This is a genomic window from Baekduia sp. Peel2402 (genome assembly GCF_052567285.1).
The window spans coordinates 1,438,831-1,461,361 of sequence record NZ_CP199582.1; the positions used below are offsets into that span (position 1 = coordinate 1,438,831).

General features: G+C 71.6%; 24 protein-coding genes. 12 read left to right on the forward strand and 12 right to left on the reverse strand.

Annotated features, from left to right (window positions below):
• Together ACT01A_RS07095 and ACT01A_RS07100 are read right to left on the reverse strand one after the other, a co-directional pair.
• Window positions 1-546, reverse strand: coding sequence for a DUF488 domain-containing protein (locus ACT01A_RS07095; protein ID WP_445151543.1), 546 nt, complete (start codon window positions 544-546; stop codon window positions 1-3).
• Window positions 546-1,493, reverse strand: a complete 948-nt coding sequence (locus tag ACT01A_RS07100) for a LysR substrate-binding domain-containing protein (protein WP_445151544.1) — start codon at window positions 1,491-1,493, stop codon at window positions 546-548. Before ACT01A_RS07100 ends, ACT01A_RS07095 begins: the two co-directional genes overlap by 1 nt.
• Before the next feature lie 71 nt (window positions 1,494-1,564).
• Here ACT01A_RS07100 and ACT01A_RS07105 point away from each other — a divergent pair, with 71 nt between their 5' ends.
• Genes ACT01A_RS07105 through ACT01A_RS07120 form a run of 4 tightly spaced genes read left to right on the forward strand, consistent with a single transcriptional unit; the run spans window position 1,565 to window position 4,918 of the window.
• Window positions 1,565-1,918 (forward strand): hypothetical protein, encoded by a 354-nt coding sequence (locus ACT01A_RS07105; protein ID WP_445151545.1) that lies wholly within the window; start codon window positions 1,565-1,567, stop codon window positions 1,916-1,918.
• Between the two features lie 12 nt (window positions 1,919-1,930).
• A complete protein-coding gene (locus tag ACT01A_RS07110; protein ID WP_445151546.1) occupies window positions 1,931-2,926 on the forward strand; it encodes an EamA family transporter in 996 nt (331 codons plus the stop codon).
• Between the two features lie 37 nt (window positions 2,927-2,963).
• The gene (locus ACT01A_RS07115) at window positions 2,964-4,391 is read left to right on the forward strand and encodes an MFS transporter (RefSeq protein WP_445151547.1); all 1,428 of its coding nucleotides are present in this window, start codon (window positions 2,964-2,966) and stop codon (window positions 4,389-4,391) included.
• Window positions 4,388-4,918: a PaaI family thioesterase gene (locus ACT01A_RS07120; RefSeq protein ID WP_445151548.1), complete on the forward strand. Its 531-nt coding sequence runs from the start codon at window positions 4,388-4,390 to the stop codon at window positions 4,916-4,918. Before ACT01A_RS07115 ends, ACT01A_RS07120 begins: the two co-directional genes overlap by 4 nt.
• Here the strand turns inward: ACT01A_RS07120 and ACT01A_RS07125 are convergent.
• The 5 genes from ACT01A_RS07125 to ACT01A_RS07145 all read right to left on the reverse strand — a co-directional run bounded on the left by ACT01A_RS07125 (window position 4,915) and on the right by ACT01A_RS07145 (window position 7,863).
• On the reverse strand, window positions 4,915-5,640 hold the full coding sequence (locus ACT01A_RS07125) for a hypothetical protein (protein WP_445151549.1): 726 nt from the start codon (window positions 5,638-5,640) through the stop codon (window positions 4,915-4,917). The genes ACT01A_RS07120 and ACT01A_RS07125 overlap by 4 nt on opposite strands.
• Window positions 5,641-5,781: 141 nt before the next feature.
• Window positions 5,782-6,225 carry a hypothetical protein gene (locus ACT01A_RS07130; RefSeq protein WP_445151550.1) on the reverse strand — a complete coding sequence of 148 codons (444 nt, stop codon included), beginning with the start codon at window positions 6,223-6,225 and terminating at the stop codon, window positions 5,782-5,784.
• Window positions 6,226-6,301: 76 nt separating this feature from the next.
• Window positions 6,302-7,048, reverse strand: a complete 747-nt coding sequence (locus ACT01A_RS07135) for a hypothetical protein (RefSeq protein ID WP_445151551.1) — start codon at window positions 7,046-7,048, stop codon at window positions 6,302-6,304.
• Between the two features lie 7 nt (window positions 7,049-7,055).
• Entirely contained in the window at window positions 7,056-7,376 is a 321-nt protein-coding gene (locus ACT01A_RS07140; RefSeq protein WP_445151552.1) for a hypothetical protein, read from the reverse strand.
• 49 nt (window positions 7,377-7,425) lie between these two features.
• Entirely contained in the window at window positions 7,426-7,863 is a 438-nt protein-coding gene (locus ACT01A_RS07145) for an Lrp/AsnC family transcriptional regulator (protein WP_445151553.1), read from the reverse strand.
• A gap of 75 nt (window positions 7,864-7,938) precedes the next feature.
• On the opposite strand from ACT01A_RS07145, the gene hppD reads away from it, so the two are divergent.
• The 5 genes from hppD to ACT01A_RS07170 are packed head-to-tail and all read left to right on the forward strand — an operon-like array spanning window position 7,939 to window position 12,113.
• Window positions 7,939-9,057 carry a 4-hydroxyphenylpyruvate dioxygenase gene (hppD, locus tag ACT01A_RS07150; RefSeq protein ID WP_445151554.1) on the forward strand — a complete coding sequence of 373 codons (1,119 nt, stop codon included), beginning with the start codon at window positions 7,939-7,941 and terminating at the stop codon, window positions 9,055-9,057.
• Window positions 9,058-9,060: 3 nt separating this feature from the next.
• Window positions 9,061-10,263: a homogentisate 1,2-dioxygenase gene (locus tag ACT01A_RS07155; RefSeq protein WP_445151555.1), complete on the forward strand. Its 1,203-nt coding sequence runs from the start codon at window positions 9,061-9,063 to the stop codon at window positions 10,261-10,263.
• Window positions 10,264-10,285: 22 nt separating this feature from the next.
• Entirely contained in the window at window positions 10,286-10,612 is a 327-nt protein-coding gene (locus tag ACT01A_RS07160) for a cupredoxin domain-containing protein (protein WP_445151556.1), read from the forward strand.
• Between the two features lie 24 nt (window positions 10,613-10,636).
• A complete protein-coding gene (locus ACT01A_RS07165; RefSeq protein ID WP_445151557.1) occupies window positions 10,637-11,272 on the forward strand; it encodes an ABC transporter ATP-binding protein in 636 nt (211 codons plus the stop codon).
• 52 nt (window positions 11,273-11,324) lie between these two features.
• Complete coding sequence (locus ACT01A_RS07170; RefSeq protein WP_445151558.1) at window positions 11,325-12,113, forward strand: ABC transporter permease; 789 nt, start codon at window positions 11,325-11,327, stop codon at window positions 12,111-12,113.
• A gap of 41 nt (window positions 12,114-12,154) precedes the next feature.
• Here ACT01A_RS07170 and ACT01A_RS07175 read toward each other — a convergent pair whose 3' ends face one another.
• Window positions 12,155-12,451, reverse strand: a complete 297-nt coding sequence (locus ACT01A_RS07175) for a glutathione S-transferase N-terminal domain-containing protein (protein WP_445151559.1) — start codon at window positions 12,449-12,451, stop codon at window positions 12,155-12,157.
• Window positions 12,452-12,491: 40 nt separating this feature from the next.
• Between ACT01A_RS07175 and ACT01A_RS07180 the strand changes: the two genes are divergently transcribed.
• Genes ACT01A_RS07180 through ACT01A_RS07190 form a run of 3 tightly spaced genes read left to right on the forward strand, consistent with a single transcriptional unit; the run spans window position 12,492 to window position 16,345 of the window.
• Complete coding sequence (locus ACT01A_RS07180) at window positions 12,492-13,472, forward strand: hypothetical protein (protein ID WP_445151560.1); 981 nt, start codon at window positions 12,492-12,494, stop codon at window positions 13,470-13,472.
• 54 nt (window positions 13,473-13,526) lie between these two features.
• Complete coding sequence (locus ACT01A_RS07185) at window positions 13,527-14,972, forward strand: TldD/PmbA family protein (protein ID WP_445151561.1); 1,446 nt, start codon at window positions 13,527-13,529, stop codon at window positions 14,970-14,972.
• On the forward strand, window positions 14,969-16,345 hold the full coding sequence (locus ACT01A_RS07190; protein ID WP_445151562.1) for a TldD/PmbA family protein: 1,377 nt from the start codon (window positions 14,969-14,971) through the stop codon (window positions 16,343-16,345). Before ACT01A_RS07185 ends, ACT01A_RS07190 begins: the two co-directional genes overlap by 4 nt.
• Window positions 16,346-16,361: 16 nt before the next feature.
• Here ACT01A_RS07190 and ACT01A_RS07195 read toward each other — a convergent pair whose 3' ends face one another.
• From ACT01A_RS07195 to ACT01A_RS07210, 4 genes are all read right to left on the reverse strand, one after another.
• Window positions 16,362-19,646 (reverse strand): glucodextranase DOMON-like domain-containing protein, encoded by a 3,285-nt coding sequence (locus ACT01A_RS07195; protein ID WP_445151563.1) that lies wholly within the window; start codon window positions 19,644-19,646, stop codon window positions 16,362-16,364.
• Window positions 19,647-19,783: 137 nt separating this feature from the next.
• On the reverse strand, window positions 19,784-20,014 hold the full coding sequence (gene secG / locus ACT01A_RS07200) for a preprotein translocase subunit SecG (RefSeq protein WP_445151564.1): 231 nt from the start codon (window positions 20,012-20,014) through the stop codon (window positions 19,784-19,786).
• Between the two features lie 13 nt (window positions 20,015-20,027).
• A complete protein-coding gene (locus tag ACT01A_RS07205) occupies window positions 20,028-20,312 on the reverse strand; it encodes a hypothetical protein (protein ID WP_445151565.1) in 285 nt (94 codons plus the stop codon).
• Window positions 20,313-20,340: 28 nt separating this feature from the next.
• Window positions 20,341-22,527 (reverse strand): heme lyase CcmF/NrfE family subunit, encoded by a 2,187-nt coding sequence (locus ACT01A_RS07210; RefSeq protein WP_445151566.1) that lies wholly within the window; start codon window positions 22,525-22,527, stop codon window positions 20,341-20,343.
• Window positions 22,528-22,531: the final 4 nt, after the last annotated feature.

The following is a 22,531-nucleotide window of genomic DNA, read 5'->3' on the forward strand; positions in this document are numbered from 1 at the left end:
TCAGAAGCCGAAGCCGAGCTGCTGGGCTGGGTAGGTCGGCAGGCCGTCGTCGCCGACCTCGGCAAACGCCGTGACCACGTGGCGCTCCAGCGTCCCGTCCGGCGCGATGTGCTGGATCTCGACGCCCTCGCGCGCGACCAGCACGTCGGCCAGCAGCTGACGGTGGCAGCGCCGCCAGTCGCCCTCCGCGCACATCACGACGCTGACGCGGGCGGCGCGCAGCCCGGCCAGCCGCGTGAGCCCGCGCGCGAACTCGTCTGACGCGAGGTGGTCCGCGTAGCCGTTGAACGCCGGGACGTCCCAGCCATCGTTGACCGAGCCGCTGACCGGATCTCGGTGGCCGCCCAGCTCCGACAGGTGCGCGTAGGCGATCCCGGACGGCGCCAGCTCGACCGCCAGCGCGTCGTCGTCGAAGTGCGGATGGCGACGCGAGCGCGGCCACCGACGCACGTCGGCGACCTGCGTCACGCCGTGGGCGCGCAGCAGCGCGACGAGCGCCTGGAGCGAGTGCGACGAGTGCCCGACGGTGAAGACGGTCGGCGCCACTACGACGCGAGCGCCAGCTCCGTGCGACGCGCGCCGAACGCGCCCGACACCTCGACCAGCACGTCGAGCATCGCCTGCTTGGCCGGCGACCTGTAGGAGTCGCTCAGCGTCACCGCGACGATCCGTCGCACCGGCGCGCGGCCGCTGCCGAACGAGCGGATGACGAGGTCGTCGCGCAGGTTGATCAGCGCGAGGTCCGGGATGAACGAGATGCCCATGCCGGCGGCGACGAAGCCTTGGATCGCGTTGTAGTCGTCGAGGTTGAAGGCCATCCGCGGCTCGAAGCCGGCGGCCTGGCAGGCGCGCAGGAAGATCGAAGTGTCCGGGCACGTCGTCCGCCCGCTGCCGATCATCCACTCCTCGTCGGCCAGGTCGGCGAGCTTCAGGCGGCTGCTGCCAGCCAGCGGGTGGTCGCGCGGCAACATGATGTACATGGGGTCGTCGAGCAGCGTGAGCGCGTCGAGATCGGCGCTGTCGGTGCGCGCGGGCGGGCCGGTCGCCTCGATCGCCAGCGCGACGTCGACGTCTCCGGCGCGCAGCAGCGTGAGGCCCTCCGGCGGCTCGGCCGGGGTAAGCGACAGCTCGACGCCGGGGTGGCGATCGCGGAACGTCGCGATCGCCTGCGGCATCAGCGCCGCGCACGCGCTCGGGAAGGCGGCGATCCGCAAGCGGCCGCCGCGCAGCCCGTTGATCGCCAGCAGCTCCTCCTCGGCATCGGCCAGACGGGCGAGGATCGCGTCGGCGTGGGCGACCAGCGCGCGGCCAGGGTCGGTGAGCTTGATCCCGCGCGCGGAGCGCTCGACGAGCTGGGCCCCAGCTTCGCGCTCCAGCGCGGCGATCTGCTGGGAGACGGCGGACTGCGTGTAGGACAAAGCCTCGGCCGCGGCGCTGAACGAGCCGTGCGAGGCGACCTCCCGAAGCACCCGGAGGCGGCGGACGTCGAGCATAAGCGGAACTTACTCCGTCGGTCACCAAATGTCATTTGAGCTAATCACCCCGGGTCAGCATGATCTTGCCCATGTCCGGCAGCGCCCCCTCTCCCCTCAGCATCGACGCCCTGATGATCCGCCCGGCGTACCCCGACGACCACGCGGCCTTGTCTCGGCTCGCGTCGCTCGACTCGAAGCGTCCGCTCGTCGCGCCGACCCTCGTGGCCGAGCGTGACGGCCGGATCCTCGCGGCGCTCTCCGCAGCCGACGGCCGCGCGATCGCCGACCCCTTCGCCCCGACCGCCGACCTGGTCGCCCTCTTGCGTCTGCACGCCGCCGCGGATCCGTCCGCGGCGACGATCCGCAGCGTCGCGGGCGGCTGGGAACTCCTCCGGCGCGCTGGGGCGACCGCCCGGCGGCGTCCCGCGCTCGCGCGCGGGTAGTACCGCCGGGACATGGCCCAACCGAGCGCCGCTTCCACCCACAACGTCCATCCCCCTCCTCAGGAGATGCGGGTGTGGGCGGCGCTCGGGGCCATCTACCTGATCTGGGGCTCGACCTACCTGGCGATCCGGGTGATGGTCGAGACCGTCCCGCCAGCGCTCGGCGCGGGCGTGCGCTTCGTCCTGGCCGGCTTGTTGATGTTGATCTTCCTGGCCGTGCGGGGCGGCGGCGTGGGCTCGCTGCGCATCCCGGCGCGACAGCTCATGTGGTGCCTGGTTGTGGGCACGCTGCTCGCCGCGGGCGGCAACGGGCTGGTGACGGTCGCCGAGCAGGACGTGCCGTCCGGGCTGGCGGCGCTGCTGATCGCGTCCGAGCCGCTGTGGATCGTGCTGCTGCGATCGACGCGCGGCGATCGCGTCGCGGGCGCGACGTTCGGCGGCGTGGCGCTGGGGTTCGTCGGCGTCGGGGTCCTGCTGCTTCCCGGCGGCCGACCGGAAGACGTGCCGATCGGGATGGCGCTGCTGGTCCTGCTCGCGGCGCTGTCGTGGGCGCTCGGGTCGTTCGTGCAGTCGCGCGTAGACGTGCCTCGCGATCCCCTCACCTCGACCGCCTACTCGCTGTTCTTCGGCGGCTTGGTGCTGACCGTGTGCGGCTTCGGCGCGGGCGAGGCCATCGACTTCGGCGCGTTCAGCTTCAAGTCGGTCGTCGCGTTCTTCTACCTGGTGTTCATCGGGTCGATCGTCGCGTTCACGGCGTACTCGTGGCTGCTGGCGCACGCGCCGATCTCGCGGGTGTCGACCTACGCCTACGTGAACCCGGTGATCGCCGTCCTCCTCGGCGCCGTCTTCCTCTCCGAGGACGTCGCCGTCGCGACCCTCGCCGGCATGACGCTCGTGATCGCCTCGGTGTGGGTGATCGTGCGGCAGGAGACGGTGACGGAGCCCGAACCTCCGCCGCCTCCGGCGGCCGCCCCATCGCGCGAGCACGCCTCCTCGCAACGCAGTTAGTTGCGTCACGCAACTCACTCCGCTAGCCTGCCGCGGCATGAGCCACCGTGCCCGTGTCGCGGCGATCGTCTCCGTCGGGGTCTTCGTCGCCAGCCTCGACCTCTTCATCGTCAACATCGCCTTCCCCGACATCCAGCGGGACTTCGACGGCACGTCGCTGGCGTCGCTGTCCTGGGTGCTCAACGCCTACGCGATCGTCTTCGCCGCGCTGCTCGTGCCCGCCGGGCGCTTGGCCGACCGGACCGGCCGCAAGCGCGCGTTCCTCGGTGGGCTGGCGCTGTTCACGCTGGCCAGCGCAGCGTGCGCGGCGGCGCCCTCGGTCGGCGTGCTGGTCGCGGCGCGGATCGTCCAGGCGGCGGGCGCGGCGATCCTGACGCCCGCGTCGCTCGGCCTGCTGCTGCCGGAGTTCCCGCCGGAGAAGCGCGGGCTGGCGATCGGGCTCTGGGCGGCGGTCGGCGGGACCGCGGCGGCGGCCGGCCCGGTCATCGGCGGCCTGCTGGTGGAGCTGTCGTGGCGCTGGGTCTTCCTCGTCAACGTTCCTGTAGGCATTGGCGCGATCGTCGCGGGGATGCGGGTGCTGCGCGAGGTCCGCGACCCGGATCCGGCGCGGCCGGACCTCGTCGGCGCGGGCGTGCTGACGGCGGCGGTGGCGACGCTGATCGCGGCGATCGTCGAGGGGCCGGACTGGGGCTGGGGCGATGCCCGCGTGGTCGCGTTGTTCGCAGCCGCGGTGGCGCTGTCGGCGATCTTCGCGTGGCGCTCCTCGCACCACCCCGTCCCGGTCGTCGAGCCCGCGCTGCTGCGAGTGCGCGCCTTCGCCTTCTCCCAGGCCGCGGGGCTGTTCTTCTTCATCGGGTTCTCGGCGATGTTGTTGGGGTCGGTGCTGTGGCTGACCGAGGTCTGGGGCGAGAGCGCGATCGGCGCCGGCCTGAAGATCGCGCCCGGCCCGAGCATGGCCGCGTTGTTCGCGGTCGCCGGCGGCGTGCTGAGCGGGCGCGTCGGGCCGCGCTTGGTCGGCACGGTCGGTTCAGTGCTGTTCGGCCTGGGCGGCGTGTGGTGGGCGACGCATCTTGGTGTTGAACAGCACTACGCCACCGACTACCTGCCGGGGATGCTGATCGGCGGCGCCGGGGTCGGGCTCGTCAACCCGTCGCTGGCGGGCGCGGCGACCGCGCAACTCCCGCCCACGCGGCTGGCGACCGGCAGCGCCGTGCTGACGATGTCGCGGCAGATCGGCAGCGCCCTTGGCGTCGCCCTGCTCGTCGCGGTCCTCGGCACGCCGGCGCCGTCCGAGGTCGTCGACACCTTCAAGGACGCCTGGTGGATGATGGCCAGCGCCGCCGCGCTCGCCGCGATCTCCTTCGTCGCGGTCGGCCCGCTGGTAAAGCACGCCGACGAGACCTTCGCCGAGGAGGTCGAGGACGCCCTCGGCTCCCTCGGGACGCCGGAGGTGGTGGTCCGATGACCGCGATCGACCCGCAGGCCGCGGCCGCCGCTGCCGCCGAGCGCACGCGCTCCGTCGAGTGGGACGACCAGGCGCCCACACTGGAGGCCGCCACCAGCCGCACCGGCCTGGAGGTGATGCGCGGCATCGCTTCCGGCGAGTTGCCCGCGCCGCCGGTCGCCCAGCTGCTCGGCTTCGGGATCGACCGCGTCGACGAAGGCAACGTCGTCTTCACGATGCCGCCGATCGAGGCCCATCAGAACCCGCTCGGCACCGTGCACGGCGGGATCATCACCACGTTGTTGGACAGCGCCATGGGCTGCGCCGTCCACACGACGCTGCCCGTCGGGGGCATGTACACCACCTTGGAGCTCAAGGTGAACTTCCTGCGGCCGTCGTTCGCAGGCGGCGAGACGCTCGTCGCCGAGGGCACCGTGCTCAACCGCGGCTCGACCGCGGTGCTCGTGGAAGCGACGATCACCGGCGCCGAGTCCGGCAAGAAGGTCGCCCACGCGACCTCGACGTGCCTGATCCTCGGGCCGCGCTAGAGCCGCTTCAACTCCACGTTGATCGCCCCGTCGACGATGCAGTCGCCGTCCTCGAGCGGGTTGAGCGGGGTGACCTCCGCCTTGCCGTGCGTGATCTGTGCGGCGTCGCAAGGGCCGACGATCCGCAGGCGGCGGATGAGCTTCTTGCCGTGGCCGAGCGTCAGCGCCGAGCGCGTGCGCAGGTCGAGCGGGAGCGTCAACGCCTGGCCGCCCCACTGCAACGCCGACAGGATCGCGTTGGGGTCGGTCGCCTTCATGGTCGGCGTCGCGCAGAGGCCGCCCTGCTCCTGCGGCGTGCCCGGGCCCGCGTTGAGGGCCAGGTAGAGCTTCTTGCTCGCGCCCTTGGTCGTCAGCGCGACGCGAGCACCGGGCACCGTGAAGCCCTGGCACTTCGGCTTGATCTGCTCGACCGGGGCAAACGGCGCGCAGAAGTTCGTCTCCGAGTAGCCCGAGATCTGCTTGGCGTGCTTGGCGCCCTTGATCTGCTTGGGCGAATACGCGCTGACGAACGTCCCCGTGCCTGAGACCTCGACGCGCGCCTTGAGGTTCATGTCGGCGCTGGTGCTCAGGGTCCAGCTCTGGCCGGGCGAGCACTCCAGCAGCTTGTCGTAGGAGAGCTTGGCGGTCAGCCCACCCTGGACGGTGAGCGTTGCCTTATAGGCGTCGGCCGACGCGGGCAACGCGACGGCGAGGAGCAGGACGAGCAGCGGGAGACGGCGCATGACCGCCCATCTCAGCGCGCGCGAGCGCCGCGCGCATCGGCGAGACCACGGGACCGCGCTGCAACCCGACGCGCGCGCGTGTTCGTCCGAGCGCCAGATCGAGCCGGGCGTCCGCGCTCGGCCGCCCCGCCGTTGGTGCCCCTAGCCGCCGTGCGAGATGGTGTGCTTGAGCTTGAGCGTGTCGTTGCCCGTGCAGGCCGCGAAGGCGTTGGACGCCGGCATGTTCCAGGACACCGTCCCGGTCGCCGCCTTGGTCTTCGGCAGCTTCGCCTTGACGGTCAACGTGCCCCCGACGCCGTCGGCCTTCTTGTTGGTGACGTTGACCTTGCCGTTGGCCAGCTTGCCGGTCGCGCTCAGCTCGACCTGCTGCTTCTCGCCTTCGGTCGTCACGCACTTGACGCTGATCTGGATCTGCACGGCCTTCTCGCCGCGCACGTTGTAGATCGTGATGCCGTTGGCCTTCTTATGGGTCTTGCCCGACCAGACGTCGATCGTCGGGGCCTTGGCGGCACCGGCGACCGCGACCGGGACAAGCGCGGTGGTGGCGAGGACGGCGAGAGCAACGGCGCGGCGACGGGCGAGCATGGCGCCGACCCTAGCGCCGTAAGCGGATTGGCCAGGAGGCCGCCAGCCCGCGACATACGCGGTTCTGCGTATGTCGTCAGGCGGCGAAGCGAGCGAACCGCCACGCGGTCGCGTCCTCGTCGACCGCCATGTCCGCGATCCCGCTCTGGACGACGAAGGCGTTGTGGTACTCGGCCGACCAGCGGTACTTCTCCCAGATGCGGTGGTCGCCGCGATGGGCGACGAGGCGGCGGGTGACGGCCTCGCGGTGCTTCTCGATGTCGGCGTCAGGCTGCTCGACCCGGTCGAACAGCCGGTCTAGGTAGTTGACGAACGCCCGTCCGTCACCGTCGCGCATCACCCGCGTCGCACTCCGAGGGAGCGCGAGCTCGGCCTCCTTGCTCAGGACGATCCGCGGGTGGACTGCAACCCGGCATTCCAACTCATAGGCCTCGACAAGTGCTGGGCCGAAGATCAGCCCTTCGCTCATGTGGAAGAGCCCGAGCGAAAGCCCACCACGAACGAAGAAGCCCCGCAGCGTCAGCGCGCGCTGGAGCTCCGCTGCGTCGCGCACCAACACGTCCACCGCCACGGCAGGATCGTCCGCGGGCGCGGCGACCACCAGCGTGTCGGAGAAGAACACGGCCGGGAACTCCGCGAACGGCCCGGCGTATTGGCGAAACGTCTCGGCGAACGCGTCGTCCAGCGCGGCCAGCCGCCGCTCGACGTCCTCGCGCGAGCCCTGGTTCATGGCTTGCACGCCGAGCAGATCCAGGAACAGGACCGCGCAGCGCTTCAGGCGTGGCGCCTCGCGCGCCCCGTGGGTGACGATCTTTTCGGCCACCGTCGCGCTAAGCCGCGTCCCGCGCCGCCGCCCGGGCCTGTGCGCGCCCGATCGGCCCGAGGACCCATGCCGGCGGCCGCACGCCCGGCACGGGTTCGATCAGCCCGCGCCACTCGGCCGAGTCCACCCAGGAGTACAACGCGGCCTGTAGGCGCTGGCTGCCGACCGCGCCGAGCAGGCCGTTGAAGTCGATCGGCCTCCGCTCCCGGACGAACGGGAGGATCTTGTCGTCGTACTGCTCGTACTCGCGCAGGCGATCCGGATATGCGCGGCCGTCCAACGTCCGCGGCGTATCGGTCTCCCACGACTTTGGATCGAGCACGCTCATGTGTTCGACTGTTGCTCAGGTTGGGGCGACCTTCAAAGACATATATGACCTAGGCCACCGGTCGCTCGAAGAGCGCCGAGAGCACGACCTGCGTGTGGGTGCGGCGGACGCCCGGGGTGTCGCGGATGCGCTCCAGCGCCTCCTCGAGATGCTGGGTGTCTTCAGCGCGAACGTGAAGGATCGCGCTCGCCTCGCCCGCGACGGTGTAGGCGGACTCGACCTCGGGGATCGGCTCGATCGCGTCGCGGACCTCCGTGCCGTTCATGCGACCCTCGCAGTAGAGCGCGACGACGGCGTGGGTGTGCCAGCCCATCGCGGCGGGGTCGATGACCGCGGCGTAGGAGCGGATGACGCCGTCGGCCTGGAGCCGGTCGACGCGGCGCTTGACGGCGGGCGCGCTGAGCGAGACGTGCGTTCCGATGTCCTGGAAGGAGCGTCGGGCGTCGGTTCGAAGCAGCGCAACGATCTTGCGGTCAATATCGTCCACAGAAGCACTCTAACGTGCAGGTTTGCAACGAATCGCGGTTGTTCTGTCATATATTCCGGCGGATCATTGTGCGTCATGAGCACCGTCGAGCAGACCACCACGGGCCGCGGCCTCCAGGACTACATGCCGCTCAACGGCGTCGACCACGTGGAGCTCTTCGTGGGCAACGCGAAACAGGCGGCGTACTTCTACTCCCGCGCGTACGGGTTCGAGGTGGTGGCCTACTCGGGGCTGGAAACCGGCGTGCGCGACCGCGCGTCCTACGTCCTGCGACAAGGTCGGATCCGGCTGGTGCTCACCGGCGCGCTGCACTCGGACTCCCCCATCGCCGAGCACCATCGCCAGCATGGCGACGGCGTCAAGGTGATTGCGTTGAGCGTGCCCGACGTCGACCACGCCTACCGCGAGGCGACCACGCGCGGCGCCGAGGGCGTCGCGGAGCCCCACGACGCGACCGACGCCCACGGCACCGTCCGGCTGGCGACGATCAAGACCTACGGCGAGACGCTGCACACGTTCGTGGGCCGGGGCGGCTACCCCGGTCCGTTCCTGCCGGGCTATGAGGCGTGGTCGGATGGCTCTACCGACACCGGCATGCTGCTGGCCATCGACCACATCGTCGGCAACGTCGAGCACATGGACCCGTGGGTGAAGTTCTACGAGGACGTCTTCAACATGAAGGAGATGCTCCACTTCACCGACAACGACATCTCGACCGAGTACTCCGCCTTGATGTCGAAGGTCGTCGCCGACGGCAAGGGCGTCGTCAAGTTCCCCATCAACGAGCCCGCCGAAGGCAAGCGCAAGTCCCAGATCGAGGAGTACCTGGAGTTCTACGAGGGCCCGGGCGCGCAGCACATCGCGGTCGCGACGCGCGACATCGTCGGGACGGTCGCCGAGCTGCGCAAGCGCGGCGTCGAGTTCCTGGACATCCCGGCCGCCTACTACGACGAGGTCCCCCAGCGCGTCCCGGAGGTCGCCCCGCAGCTCGACGACCTGCGCACCCAGGGCATCCTCGTCGACCACGACGACGAGGGCTACCTGCTGCAGATCTTCACCAAGCCGGTCGGCGACCGCCCGACGGTGTTCTTCGAGATCATCGAGCGCCACGGCGCGCGCGGCTTCGGCGACGGCAACTTCAAGGCGCTCTTCGAGGCTCTGGAGCGCGAGCAGGACCGGCGTGGGAACCTCTGAGGCATGCGCTACGTCACGCTCGGAGAGGTCCCCCGCAAGCGTCACGTCCAGGTCCGGCGCAACGGGCCGGCGTCGCCGCTGCTGACCGAGGAGGTCCTCGGCTACGAGGGCTTCAGCGGCAACGAGACGATCCTGTACCACCTGCACTCGCCGTGCCGGCTGGATCGCGTCGGTGGCTTCGTACCGATCCGCCGCGAGGAGTGGGTGCCGGAGGCGCACGTGCACCGGCTGGCGGACGTCAACGCGATGGCGCCGGGCGGCGATCCGGTCGGCGGCCGTGAGCTGTTGATGTTCAACGACGACCTCGAGGTCAGCGTCGTCAAGCCGACCGAGGCCCAAGAGGCGTTTCACCGCAACGGCGAGGGCGACGAGGTCATCTACGTCCACCGTGGCGGCGGCAAGCTGCGGACGGTCTTCGGGCCGGTGGTGTTCACCGAGCGCGACTACGTCGTCATCCCGCGCGGGACGACCTACCGCTTCGAGCCCGACCCGGGCCTGGAGCAGTTCTGGATCTGCTTCCACACGCCGGGCGAGATCGAGACGCCCAACCGCTACCGCAACCGCTACGGCCAGCTCCTGGAGCACGCGCCGTTCTCGCAGCGCGACTTCCACGGGCCGATCGAGGTCGAGACGCACGACGAGGAGGGCGAGTTCGACCTCTACGTGCGCGTGCGCGGCGGCGTGCAGCACTACATGTTGGACCGCCACCCGTTCGACGTCGTCGGCTGGGACGGTTACGTGTTCCCCTACACCTTCAACGCCGACGACTTCGAGCCGCGCGCCGGACGGTTCCACCTGCCACCGCCCGCCCACCAGACGTTCCAGGGCCCCAACTTCGTCATCTGCACCTTCGCCCCGCGGATGCTCGACTGGGACCCCGAGGCCGTGCCGCTGCCCTACCACCACTCGAACATCCAGTCCGAGGAGGTCATGTTCTACGCGGCGGGCGACTACGCCGCGCGCAAGGGCGTCGACGTCGGCTGCCTCACGCTGCATCCGAGCGGCCTCCCCCACGGCCCGCAGCCCGGCACCGTCGAGAAGGCCCTCGGCGCCCGCGAGACGACCGAGCTCGCGATCATGTGGGACACCTTCCGGCCGCTGAAGCTCGCCGCCCTCTGGCGCGACCACGACCGCCCGTCGTACGCGTACTCGTGGAACCCGGAGCGCATGGCGGCCGAGTCGGCAGAGAGGGCGCCGCCCGCGTGATCCGCGGCGCCGCGCGGCGCGCATGACCACCATGCTCTCCATCGGCACCGCCGCCGTCGCCGTCGCCGCTCTAACGGGCTCCGCGTCCGTCGCCGCCGCCTCCGCGCACACGACGATCGTCACGCTGAAGCACATCTCGTTCGTCAAGGAGACCGTGCGGATCCATAAGGGCGACAAGGTCAAGTGGGTGTGGAAGGACCCGACGGTCCCGCACAACGTCACGTTCGCCAAGCGCCACAGCAAGACGCAGCAGACCGGGATCTACACCTTGACCTTCGCGCGGTCCGGGACGTTCACCTACCACTGCACCATCCACCCGGGAATGAACGGCAAGGTCGTCGTTCTCTGACGCACCCGGCATGATGGGCGGTCGGTGGGACCGCTCTTCGCATTGGAGGAGGTGACGGTCGCGGGCGCGGCGCGCCCGCGGCTGGATCGCGTGTCGCTGGCGCTGGGCACGGACGGCGGCGTGACGGTCGTGCAGGGGCCGTCGGGGTCGGGGAAGTCGACGCTGCTGCGGCTGCTCAACCGACTCGTCGCGCCGGACGCCGGGACCGTGCGGTACCGCAGCGAGGACCTGGCGGCGCGCGACGTGCTCGCCCACCGCCGCGAGGTCGGCATGGTCTTCCAGGCGCCGGTGCTCTTCCCGGGCACGGTCGCCGACAACCTCGCGGTCGCCGAGCCCGGCGCGGAGACAGATCCCGCCACGTTGCTGGCTCGCTGCGGCCTCTCGCCCGAGGACTTCCTCTCGCGCGACGCGGCGACGCTCTCCGGCGGCGAGGCCCAACGCGCCTGCCTCGCCCGCGCGCTGGCGACCGATCCGCGCGTCCTGCTGATGGACGAGCCAACCTCCGCCCTGGACCACGACGCCGCCTCCGTCATCGAGACCCTCACCCGCCGCCTGGCCGCCGAAGGCGTCTCGATCATCCTCGTCACCCACGACCGCGACCAGGCCGCCCGCCTCGGCGACCACGTGATCGCACTGCGCGAAGGGCGGCTGGCGGCGTGAGCGGTGATGTTGGCGAGCACAACATCGCCCGGCGCGAGCGGAGGTGCGCGGCGTGAAAGGTGATGTTGGCTGGTGGGGTCTCGCCGCGTCGTTGGTGATGATCGCGGCCGTCGCGATCCTCTCGTTCCGCCAGAAGCTGCGGTTGGAGAAGGACCTCGCGGTCGCGGTCGTGCGGTCGTTGAGCCAGATGCTGTTGGTCGGGCTCGCGCTCGGGCTGATCGTGGATCCGGACACGTGGATCGGGTGGTCGTTCGTGTGGGTCGCGGCGATGGTCGCCTTTGCGTCGTTCACGATCGCGCGGCGGGCGCCGATGCTGCCGGGCGTGCTGCCGGTCGCGGCGATCGCGCTTAGCGCTGGCGCCACCGCGGGGCTCGGCGTGCTGTTCGCGCTACAGATCTTCCCGGTCTCCGGCCGAACGGTCGTGCCGGTCGCGGGCATGGTCATCGGGAACTCGCTGGCCGCCGGCGTGCTGACGGTGCGGCGGCTAGTCGAGGCGATCGGCGAACGCCAGGCTGAGTTGGAGGCGCGGCTCGCGCTCGGGCTGCCCTGGCAGCGCGCGGTCCGGCCGACCGTCCGCCAGGTTCTGCGCACCGGCATCGCACCCGATGTCGAGCGGCTCAAGGCGCTGGGGATCGTCGTCCTGCCCGGCGCGATGACCGGCCTGATCCTCGCGGGCGTCGACCCGCTCGACGCCGTCCGCGTCCAACTCGCGCTGCTCTACGTGATCCTCGGCGCGGTCACCACCACCGCCACCACGATCGCCCTGCTCGGCACCCGGCGGCTCTTCACCGCCGACCACCGCCTCGTGCCGCTGAGCCGCTCGACCGCCGACGAGGACTAGCCGCGGCGCCGCCCGCGCGCCGCGGAACGTCGCCCTCGCGCCTACGCCGCGCCATCTGCCGCCGGGTTCGCTCGCGCCCAGTCGATGATCGCGCGCGTGCCGGTGACGACCGAGTCGTCATCCAGCACCAGCACCGGCACGTCCTCCTGCCCGGTCAGCTCGCGGATCTTGCCGCGTCGGCCTCGGCGCGTGAAGCCGAGCGCCTTGAAGCCGCCGACGACCTCGATGTCGTACTCCCACCCCGCCTCGTCCAGCGCCTTGGCCGCGACGCCGCACGGGTGCTTGATCACCGGCGCCGTCGCGCCGTGCTTCTGAGCCGGGCACGTGTAGAGCTTCACGCCCGGAACCCTGGCGCCCCGGGCGGGTAGGGTCAAGGCCATGGACTTCACGTGGAAGGACGGCGAGCGCACGATCCGGTTCGGCCGCGGGACGGTCGCGGACGCGCCGGAGCTCTTCGGCGACACCTACACCTTGCTGACGACCGAGCGCGCCCAGCAGGCCGCGCCGGACGTCGTGGAGCGGGCGAGTGCCGTCCACCACGTCGAGTCCGGCCTGGTCGACGAGCTCGCCGCCGACCTGCACGACGCCGTCGGCGACGCCAAGCTGATCGTCGCCCTCGGCGGCGGCCGCGTGGTCGACGTCGCCAAGGCGCTGGCCGGCGTCCGCGCCCACGGCACGCGTGCCGCCGCGATCCCGACCACGCTCAGCGCCGCCGAGATGACGCACATCCACCGCACGCCCGCCGGCCACGAGAACGCGCGCAACGTCCGCGCAGCGATCGTCATCAACGACCCGGACCTCAGCGCCTCCCAGCCGACCGCCGAGCTCGCCGCGTCATCGGCCAACGCGCTCGCCCACGCGGTCGAGGCGCCCGTCACGATCTTCACCTCCCCCGTCCCGGCGCTCGCGGCGCGCGAGGCGATCCGCCTGATCGACGTCGCCTGGCTCGTCGAGGGCGAGGACCCGTCCTACCTCGGCCGCGCGCAGCTGGCCCAGGCCGCGTTGCTGTCGGGCTACGCGATCGACGCCACGCGCTACGGCCTCAGCCACGTGCTGTCGCAGACGCTCGTGCGCGTCGGGGGCGCCGGGCACGGCCAGGCCAACGCCGCCGTCCTCCCGGTGGCCATCCAAGCTCTGGAGCGCCGCAACCCCGGCCGCGTCGACCCCGACGGCACGCTCGGCGAGCTCGCCCGCCGCCTCGCCCGCCGCGCCGGCGCCGACGGCATCCGGCGCCTGGGCGTGGACGAAGCCAAGCTCGCGGAGTGCGCCGAGGCGGCCGCCAAGCGCCCCGACCTCGCCTACACCCCGCCCGCCGCGGACGCCGACGAGCTGCTCGCGCTCTACCAGGAGGCCTGGTGACCGCCGAACGCCGGCCCAGGGGCCCGGGTCTGGCGCGCGGCTAGGCTCCGGCGCATGCTCGACCTCCTCCAGGCGACCGTCGACGCCGCCGCCGACCACTGCGACTACGCCGAGGCGCGGCACGTCCACACCGCAGAGGAGCACCTCGCGATCCACGACAACTTGGTCGACGCCGCCGATGCTGCGGAGTCCGAGGGCATCGGCGTCCGGGTCCTGGTCGGTGGCGCGTGGGGCTTCGCGGCGACGCGCGAGGTCAGCGCGCGCGGCGCCCAGGAGGCGCTCAAGCGCGCGCTCGCGGTCGCCGCCGCCCAACCCGCAGCGGCCGCGCGGCCGCTCGCGCCGGTGGCGCCCCAGCAAGGCCATTGGGAAGGGCCGTGCGCGATCGACCCGTTCGCGCTCTCGCTCGAGGAGCGCCTGTCGCACCTGTTCGCCGCCGTCTCCGCGATGCGCGGTGATGCGCGCATCGTCCGCGCCGACGCCTCCGCGGCGATGATGCGCACGACCAAGGCGCTGGTGACCAGCGACGGTACCGCGGTCACGCAGCGGCTCACGGAGTGCGGTGCCGGGATCGCCGCTACCGCAGTCGGCGGCGACGAGCTGCAGATCCGCACCTACCCGTGCTCGCACGGCGGGACCGTCGCGGCGGCCGGATGGGAGCACGTGCTAGGCCTTAACTTGCTCGACCACGCGCCGCGCATCGCCGCCGAGGCCGTCGAGCTGCTCACCGCGCCGCTCGTCCCTGAAGGCCGCAAGACCATCATCTTGCATGCCGAGCAGCTCGCGCTGCAGCTGCACGAGTCGATCGGCCACGCGCTGGAGCTCGACCGCATGCTGCTCGGCGAGGCGTCCTACGCCGGCACGAGCTGGGTCGCGGCGACCGACCTGATGCACGGGCTGACCTACGGGTCCGAGCACCTGAACGTCACCGCCGACGCGACCACCCCCGGCGCGCTCGGCACCTTCGGGTGGGACGACGAGGGCGTCCCGGGCACGCGGACGCCGTTGATCGAGCGCGGACGCCTGGTCGCGACGCTGAGCGACCGCCAGTCTGCGGCCGCGATCGGCCTGGACCGCTCCGGCGGCTGCGCCCGCGCCGAGGGCTTCGCCCGTCAGCCGATCGTGCGGATGACCAACGTCTCGGTCGAGCCGGGCGAGGCGGGCACGTTGGAGGACTTGCTCGCCGACACCGAGGACGGCGCGCTGTACCTGGAGTCCAACCGCTCGTGGTCGATCGATGACCGCCGCTGGCAGTTCCAGTTCGCGACCGAGGTCGCGCGCGAGATCAAGGACGGTGCCTTGGGCAAGCTGTACCGGAACCCGTCCTACGCGGGGATCACGCCGGAGTTCTGGGGGTCCTTGGACGCCGTCTGCGGCCCGAGCGAGTGGGCGCTGTGGGGCCTGACCAACTGCGGCAAGGGCGAGCCGGGGCAAGTGATGCACGTCAGCCACGGCACGGCGCCCGCGCGCTTCCGCGACGTCCAGGTCGGGGTCGCGTCGTGAGCGGCGGCCTCGACCTCGCCGCCCACGCGCTGAGCTTCCTGCGCGGCGCCGACGACGCCCAGGCGACCATCGAGCACGAGCGCTCCCTGCTCCTGCGCTTCGCCCGCTCCGCGCCGACCCAGGCGACCGCGATCGACGACGCGACCGTCCACCTCCTCGCGCTGCGCGACGGCCACGCGGGCGCCGCGACCACCAACCGCACCGACGACGACGCACTGCGCGACGCCGCCCGCCGCGCGATCGCCGCCGCCGAGGCCGCCGCGCGCGCCGCGGGCGGCCCCGGCGACCACCCGGGCTTGCCGGGCCCGGCCGAGGAAGCGACGGCACGCGGCGAATCGGCGGCGGGCGGTCACGCCGATCCTGACGCCTGGGCCGCGCGCGGCGGCGCCGCCCTCCGCGGCGCCTTCGACGTCGCGCGCGACCACGACCTCGAAGCCTTCGGCGCCTGGACCGCCGGCACGGTCGAGACCGCCATCGCCAACGCCCGCGGCACGGCGACCGCCGGCTCCGTCAGCGACGCCTACATGAAGGTCATGCACCGCGACGCCCGCGCACGCACCGGCCGCGTCGCGCAGGCGGCGACCCAACCCAATGACCTCGACCCAGAAGCGATCGCCCGCGCCGCGGCGGCGAAGATCACGCCGCAAGAGCCCGTAACGCTCCCGCCCGGCGAGTACCCCGTCGTCCTCGACCACGACGCGGTCGGAGGCCTCCTCGACATGCTCGCGGGCCTGGCGTTCAACGGGCGCGCACACGTCGAGGGCCGCGGCGCGCTCTCAGATCGGCTCGGCGAGACCGTCGCCGCGCGCGGGGTGACGCTGAGCGACGACCCGCGCCACCCGCGTCAGTGGGCACGCGCGTTCGACCTCGAAGGCCTCGCCAAGCGTCCGATCACGCTCCTCGACGACGGCGTCGCCAAGGCCGTCGTCCACGACACCCGGTCGGCCACGTTCGCCGGCGACGGCGCGCGCTCCACCGGCCACGCGATCGCTCCCGGCGGCGATCCGTACGGCCCGGTCCCGACGAACCTGGTCCTGCACCCAGGCGACGCCGAGAGCCTCGACGCCCTCGTCGCGCCCATCGCGCGCGGCATCTACGTCACGCGGTTCTGGTACCTCAACGTCGTCCACCCGCGCCAGACGCTGATCACCGGCACCACGCGCGACGGCACGTTCCTGATCGAGGACGGCCGGATCACGAAGCCCCTCAAGGACGTGCGGATCACCGACTCGATCCTGGAGCTCCTCGAACGCACAGAGGCGCTCACCGAGCAACTCCAACTCGTCTCCGAGGCCGAGTACTACGGCCGCCGGTTCGCCCTCGGCGCGGTCGTCCCCGCTCTTCGCTGCACATCCTTGCGCATCACCGGCTGAGCAGTCCAGTCCAGGCCTAGCCGCCGATCACCACCGGCGCGATCTCCACAGGGCCGGCGAGCGGATCGAGCTCGTCGGCCTGGTCGACGCCCGCGGGCGTCAGCACGTCCATCGCCTTGGGCACGGTCCCCGGATCCACGGAGCAGAGCGGCGCGCTGCCGCCCGGCGCGCAGACGCCGAACTGGTAGTCCTGCGGCACCGGCTGGAAGCCGCGCGCCTGGTCGGGGGAGAAGCCGTCCTGGCCGTGCAGGACGACGCTGAAGCCCCAGCCCGCCGCCGGCGTCCCGCCCAGCGTGGCCTTGGGGACGCTGAACGTGATGTACCTCGAGATCTCGTTGGCGCTGATCGCCGCCGTCCCGACCGCCGCGCCGCTCGCGTCGCGCAACAGCTGGCCGAAGCCCTGGACCTCGATCAGCCGGCTCCACGCCCCGCTCGGCGCGATCGTGTAGTTGCGCGTCGCGTACGCGGAGCCGGTGGACGTCGAGGCCGCGCCCGGGTCGTGCACGTAGACGTCGAGCAGCTGCGCGCCGAGCGCCGAGCCAAACGTCGGCGTCAGGTCCCGCACGCGCGCTCGGAAGACCACGTCGTCGCCGTCGTCGTAGACCTGGAACTGCTGTAGGTCATAGGCGCCGTCGTGGAAGTCGCCCGCGGTCGGGTAGGCGAACGTCCCCGGCCCGTGGTCGTCGCCGTCGGGATCGTCGAAGGACGCGATCAGCGTGCCCGGCACGAAGTCATAGACGACGGTCCGCAGCTCGCGGCCGGTCGCCCCATCGGGCGCCGTCGCGACGACGTTGAGCACCGACGTGCCGCCGGTCACCGCGACGTCGACGCTGAACGCGCCGTCGTCACCCGCCACCCCAGACGCCTGCGTCGTCTTGTTGTCGTCGTCGACATTCGACGCGCTGATGGCAATGGCATTGCCCGGCGCGGTCGTGCCGGTCACGGTCACGACGCCACCGCTCACCGGCGAGCGGTCGTCAGGCGAGGTCACCGTCAACGGCGTCTCGCCTTGGGTCCGCGCGACGTAGCGCGACGCCACGTAGGACGGCGTGTCGAGCTGCCGCCCGGCCGCAAGGTCGAGCGTGAGCCGCACGAACTGCCCGGCCGACCACGTCAGCGCGCTCGCGCTGCCCGCCGCCTTGCCGTTCTCAAAGCCGATCGACGCCTGCGTCGGGTCCGTCCCGAACGGCGAGGCCGCGAGGTCCGGGAGCTCCCACGCCTGCTCGGGGATGAGGCCGACGCCGCTCGCCGTCCCCATCATCGCGCCCAATCGCGAGACCGCGCCCGTGACGTCGCCGCGCGCGAGCTCCCACTGCCCGCGCTCGCCGGCCAGGACCGGCCAGAGATGGCCATTGCCTTGGTTGCTCGGCGGCCATGGCCGCCCGTTGGAGGAGCGGTCGCCGTAGCCGTCGCCGTTGTAGCGGTAGAAGCCCTCGCCGGTCGCGGTGCTCACGCGGATCGCGTCGTCGACCACCGCGAGCGACCGCACGACGTCGGCGTCGTCCGCGGGCAGGAGCCCGAGCCGCACGTACTCCAGGAAGCCGGCGTCGATCACGTCGCGCTGGTCGAGCGTCGGCCCGCCGTTGCCCACGTTGTAGGAGATCGCCGCGTTCGGGTCCCCGGTCTTCGACAGCCGGATGAAGTACGGATCGGATGACCGCGGCCCGTTGGTCGTCAGCGTCCAGGCCTTCACATTGCGTTGGAGCTCGTCGGCGTAGCCGCGGTAGATCCGCGCGCCCGTCACGTCACCGTTCTTCGCAGCGATCTCGCCCGCCGCGACCAGCCCGACGACCTCCGCCGCGATCGTCGACGGCGAGTAGCCGCCTTGCTCCTCCCAGCGCTCGTTGCCGTACGCCGGACCGTGGGCGATCACGAAGTCCGCCGCCGGCTTGATGTGGTCGCGGTAGTACGCCCCGTCGGTCAGCCCGACCGCCAGCGCCATCACGATCGGGTAGGCGCACTCGTCTAGCTGCGTGCCGAACGAGTCCGGCGCGAGCTTGCCGTTGGTCAGCGAGTTGCGCGGCATCGAGCCGTCGGGCAGCTGCTGGCGCTCGAACAAAAAGCGCGTCATGTCGCGCGCGGTCGCTCGGTCTCCCGCCAGCCACAGCGCGGTCCACGCCTGGTACAGGTCGCGCGCGAAGACCTCGCGGTAAGACCCGAAGTAGGTCTGGTTGGGATCACCCGCCGAGACCGCCTGGCCCCACGGCGACGCCATCGCCGCGCCGACCGCGCCCGGGAACGTCTTGTCCTCGGCGATCTTCACGTAGTTGGCCGAGATGTAGTACTCGTCGAGGATCGCGCCCCACTCACGGCGCGAGACGCCGCGCGGGCGGTCCGGCCGTCGCAGCCCGGCGTCGTAGCGCAGCCATCCCAGCGCGTACTTGGCGGCCATGGCATAGGGGTTGGTCCGCAGCGAGCCGCGCGTCGTCCGCGCCGCGGCGTCCGCCGAGGTCCCGAAGCCGAGCGCGAGGGTGAACGCGCCGTCGCGGCCGAGGTCGACCTGCGCGGTCTGGACGAGGTTGCCGGGCGCGCTCGTGGATGCGTGCGGATCGGTCAGCCGGTGAGCGGCATCCAGCTGCGTCAGCCCGTCCGACGCCGCGCCCGCGAACCCGTTGGAGACCGCGCGGAACGGCCGGTCGGCGTCCAGCGCGGCGTACACCGGCACCGCGTAGTCGCGGTTGGGCGCGTTGGTCTGCGTGACCGGGTCCGAGCCGATCAGCAGGTCGTGACCGTCGCGACGCAGCACGGCGCCGCCGTCCGGTCCGCCGTTGCCGTCGCCTCCGCCGCCGTTGCCGTTCAACGTCGGGTCAAAACGCACGTACAGCTTCAGGTCGCGCACCTTGACGCCCCGCTTCAGCGGCTCCAGCCGCGCCCGCGTGACGACCGCGTCACGCGACAGGTCGGTCAGGTAGTCGGTCACGATCCGGTAGCGCCCGGACTTCGCCGTCGCGGTCACCCGGCAGGACGGGACGCGCGCGTCGCGCGAGCGCACCGTGTAGGTCATGTCCCGCGTCTGTAGGTCGGTGAACGTGCGCCCGTCGGTCACCACGTACTGCATGGTCTCGACGTTGGTGGTGTCGTTGGTCGGGAAGTGGACGTCGCTCAGGACGCCGTTGGCGACCGTGAACCAGACCTTGGACTCGCGGTTGCGCGCCGTCCCGACGCAGTCCTTGCGCGCGAGCCCGAAGTGCGACAGCGCGCCCGGCCCGTCGGCGGCTGGCGGCCCGACGGCCCCCTGCGCCCCTTGCGCGCCCAGCAGCGCGCCCACGACGCCAACGACCACGACCCAACGACCGCGCATACGACACCCCGAACCCCGACGGCGTCCGTGCCGGTTGACCCTCCTGACCGGCGCGAACGTACCACCGCCCCGTCAGGCCGCCGACGGCCCCGGCGTTCTGCCTGACATCCGCCAAGTTGGCGGAACCTGCCCGGGGGTCAGTTGATCTTCAACAGGATGATCGTGTTCAGCGCGAACAGCAGCGCGAACAGGACCGTCCAGCGGTTCAGGTTGCGCTCGACCAGCGAGCCGCCGCCCAGCGAGCCCTGTCCCGTGCCGACGCCGAACGCGCCGGAAAGGCCTGCGTCCTTGCCGGAGTGCATCAGGATCAAGAAGATCAGGACGATGCAGATGGCGACCTGCACGACGGAGAGAAGCGTCTCGAGCATTGCGCGCTGAAGGCTAGTCGGTCACGCCGCCGAGCGCATCCAGGCGGCGCAGGATCTCCATTGCCTCTTGGCGTAGCTGGCGGTCGATCGCCTTGTAGTCGGCCTCCGACAGCTTGCCGGTCCGGAAGTCCATCTCGGCCTCGCGGATCTCGCGGTAGCGCGACTCCTTGGCGGCCTCCAGGTCCTCCAGCCGCGCGGCCAGCGCCGCGTCCTCGGCCTCGGCGTTGCTGCCGCGCAGCGGGCCGGCGATCACCCAGCCCGCGGCGATCGCCGCGGCCAGCACGAGAACGACTGCCACCACGTCCATCCGCTCCGCCCCGTCGCGCCTACGCGCGCCCGAGGTCCCGCGCGACCTTCGCCGCGTAGCCGGCCGTCGCCCGGCGGTGCGCCAGGTCCGCGGTCGGCCAGATGCAGATGATCCCGCCGAGGAACGCCAGCAGCGAGCCGAGCCAGATCCACGTGACCATCGGCGAGACGATCAGGCGGAACGTCGCCGGCGGCGCGCTCGCCGCGTAGCGGTCGGTGAGACCGCGGACCGCTTGGCCCACCCCGGTCGCGTACTGGGTCGGGTCCATCTTGCCCTGCGCCGCGACGAAGAGCTTGTCGCCGCGTGCGACCTCTTTCAGCGTCGGGTCGAGGTTCGGCGTCACCGCGGTCCAGATGTCGAGGCCCAGGCCGGCCTTCATCGCGATCTCGGACGTCGACTCGCCCTCGAAGTAGGTGCCGATCGGGTTGGCGGCCGCCCCGCCCGAGATCGGGTAGTAGCCGCGCTCCGGCGCGAGGCGCGCGACGACCTTCTTGTCCTTGATCACCGTCAGCTTGGCGCCGAAGACGAGCCGCTCGACGCCGTCGTCCTTGACGTCGATCCGCGACGCCGGGCCGTCGTAGCGCACGGTGTAGCCGCGACCGATGTCGGTCGCCTGGCCCTTCTTCAACTCCACCGTGTGGACGTGCTGGAACGCGCTGGACGCCGCGACGCCGATGAACAGCACCGCCATCCCGAGGTGGATGACGTAGCCGCCGTAGCGGCGCCGGTTGCGACGGATCAGCGTGACGAACGCGACCGGCACGGCCTCGCCGGTCATCGCGCGCCGGGCGCGCACGCCGCGGACGAACTCTTGGGCGATCGTGCCGATCGCGAACGCCGCGAACACGAACATCGCCAGCGCCAAAGGCCGACCGGCGACGCCGAACGGGATCAGCACCAGCCCGGTGACCACGCCGGTGACGATCGGCCACGTGAAGTTCCGGCGCGCGTTGCGCGGGGTCGCGCGGCGCCAGGCGATCACCGGGCCGATGCCGCTCAGCAGCACCAGCGCGAGCGCCAGCGGCACCACGTACTTGTCATACCAAGGCGGGCCGAGCGACTGCTTGTTACCCGTCAGCGCCTCGGAGATCAGCGGGAAGAACGTGCCCCAGAAGACGACGAACGCCAGGCCGACCAAGACCAGGTTGTTGGCCAGGAACATCGCCTCGCGCGAGAGCAGCGAGTCGAGCTTGTGCTCGGAGCGCAGGACGTCGCGTCGCGACACCACCAGCACGACCGAACCGAGGATCATCAGCCCGATCAGGATCACGAACGGGATCCCGAGCGTGGATGCGCCGAAGGCGTGGATCGAGTCGAGGATCCCGGAGCGCACCAGGAACGTGCCGAGGATCGCCAGCGTGCCGGTCGCGAGGATCAGCGACGCGTTCCACGTCTTCAACATCCCGCGCTTCTCCTGCACCATGATCGAGTGCAGGAACGCGGTGCCCGTCAGCCACGGCAGCAGCGACGCGTTCTCGACCGGGTCCCAGGCCCAGTAGCCGCCCCAGCCGAGCTCGGCGTAGGACCAGCGCGCGCCGAGCAGGATGCCGACGCCGAGGAAGAACCAGGCGCCGAGCGCGAAGCGGCGCGTCGCGCCGATCCACTCCGCGTCGACCCGCCGCACGACCAGCGCACCGACCGCGAATGCGAACGGCACCGCCCACAGCGTGTAGCCGCTGTAGAGCATCGGCGGGTGGATCATCATCGACGGGTGGCGCAGCAGCGGGTTCAGGCCCGTGCCGTCCTGCGGCGCGACCGCCAGCGTGTCGAACGGCGAGACCGCGAAGACCAGCAGGCCGCCGAAGAACGCGGCGAAGCCCATCAGCGTCGCGATTGCGTACGGCTGCACATCGCGCATGCGGTGGCGCGTGAGGAAGATGACCAGCGAGGACCAGATCGCCAGCAGCCACAGCCACAGCAGCAGCGAGCCCTCCTGCGAGGACCACGCGGCGGCCGCCTTGTAGAAGAACGGCGTGGTGATCGAGCTGTGCGACTGGACGACGGCGAAGGAGAAGTCGTTGCGCAGGAACGCGATCTCGAGGACGACGAACGCGGCGGTCGTCAGGCCGCCGAGCGCGTAGACCGAGCGGCGCGCGCTGGTGACCCACTCGCGGCGTCCGCCGATCCCGCCGTACAGCGCGGCGCCGATGCCGTAGAGCGCGACGGCGAACGCCAGGAACGTCAGACCACGACCCAGATCAGCCATGGGT

What these genes read in the sequence shown, in the direction of transcription:
- ACT01A_RS07100 (WP_445151544.1), bottom strand. Translation starts at nt 1,493, where the DNA reads ATGCTCGACGTCCGCCGCCTCCGGGTGCTTCGGGAGGTCGCCTCGCAC.
- ACT01A_RS07105 (WP_445151545.1), top strand. Translation starts at nt 1,565, where the DNA reads ATGTCCGGCAGCGCCCCCTCTCCCCTCAGCATCGACGCCCTGATGATC.
- ACT01A_RS07110 (WP_445151546.1), top strand. Translation starts at nt 1,931, where the DNA reads ATGGCCCAACCGAGCGCCGCTTCCACCCACAACGTCCATCCCCCTCCT.
- ACT01A_RS07115 (WP_445151547.1), top strand. Translation starts at nt 2,964, where the DNA reads ATGAGCCACCGTGCCCGTGTCGCGGCGATCGTCTCCGTCGGGGTCTTC.
- ACT01A_RS07120 (WP_445151548.1), top strand. Translation starts at nt 4,388, where the DNA reads ATGACCGCGATCGACCCGCAGGCCGCGGCCGCCGCTGCCGCCGAGCGC.
- ACT01A_RS07125 (WP_445151549.1), bottom strand. Translation starts at nt 5,640, where the DNA reads ATGCGCCGTCTCCCGCTGCTCGTCCTGCTCCTCGCCGTCGCGTTGCCC.
- ACT01A_RS07130 (WP_445151550.1), bottom strand. Translation starts at nt 6,225, where the DNA reads ATGCTCGCCCGTCGCCGCGCCGTTGCTCTCGCCGTCCTCGCCACCACC.
- ACT01A_RS07140 (WP_445151552.1), bottom strand. Translation starts at nt 7,376, where the DNA reads ATGAGCGTGCTCGATCCAAAGTCGTGGGAGACCGATACGCCGCGGACG.
- hppD (WP_445151554.1), top strand. Translation starts at nt 7,939, where the DNA reads ATGAGCACCGTCGAGCAGACCACCACGGGCCGCGGCCTCCAGGACTAC.
- ACT01A_RS07155 (WP_445151555.1), top strand. Translation starts at nt 9,061, where the DNA reads ATGCGCTACGTCACGCTCGGAGAGGTCCCCCGCAAGCGTCACGTCCAG.
- ACT01A_RS07160 (WP_445151556.1), top strand. Translation starts at nt 10,286, where the DNA reads ATGACCACCATGCTCTCCATCGGCACCGCCGCCGTCGCCGTCGCCGCT.
- ACT01A_RS07180 (WP_445151560.1), top strand. Translation starts at nt 12,492, where the DNA reads ATGGACTTCACGTGGAAGGACGGCGAGCGCACGATCCGGTTCGGCCGC.
- ACT01A_RS07185 (WP_445151561.1), top strand. Translation starts at nt 13,527, where the DNA reads ATGCTCGACCTCCTCCAGGCGACCGTCGACGCCGCCGCCGACCACTGC.
- ACT01A_RS07195 (WP_445151563.1), bottom strand. Translation starts at nt 19,646, where the DNA reads ATGCGCGGTCGTTGGGTCGTGGTCGTTGGCGTCGTGGGCGCGCTGCTG.
- secG (WP_445151564.1), bottom strand. Translation starts at nt 20,014, where the DNA reads ATGCTCGAGACGCTTCTCTCCGTCGTGCAGGTCGCCATCTGCATCGTC.
- ACT01A_RS07210 (WP_445151566.1), bottom strand. Translation starts at nt 22,527, where the DNA reads ATGGCTGATCTGGGTCGTGGTCTGACGTTCCTGGCGTTCGCCGTCGCG.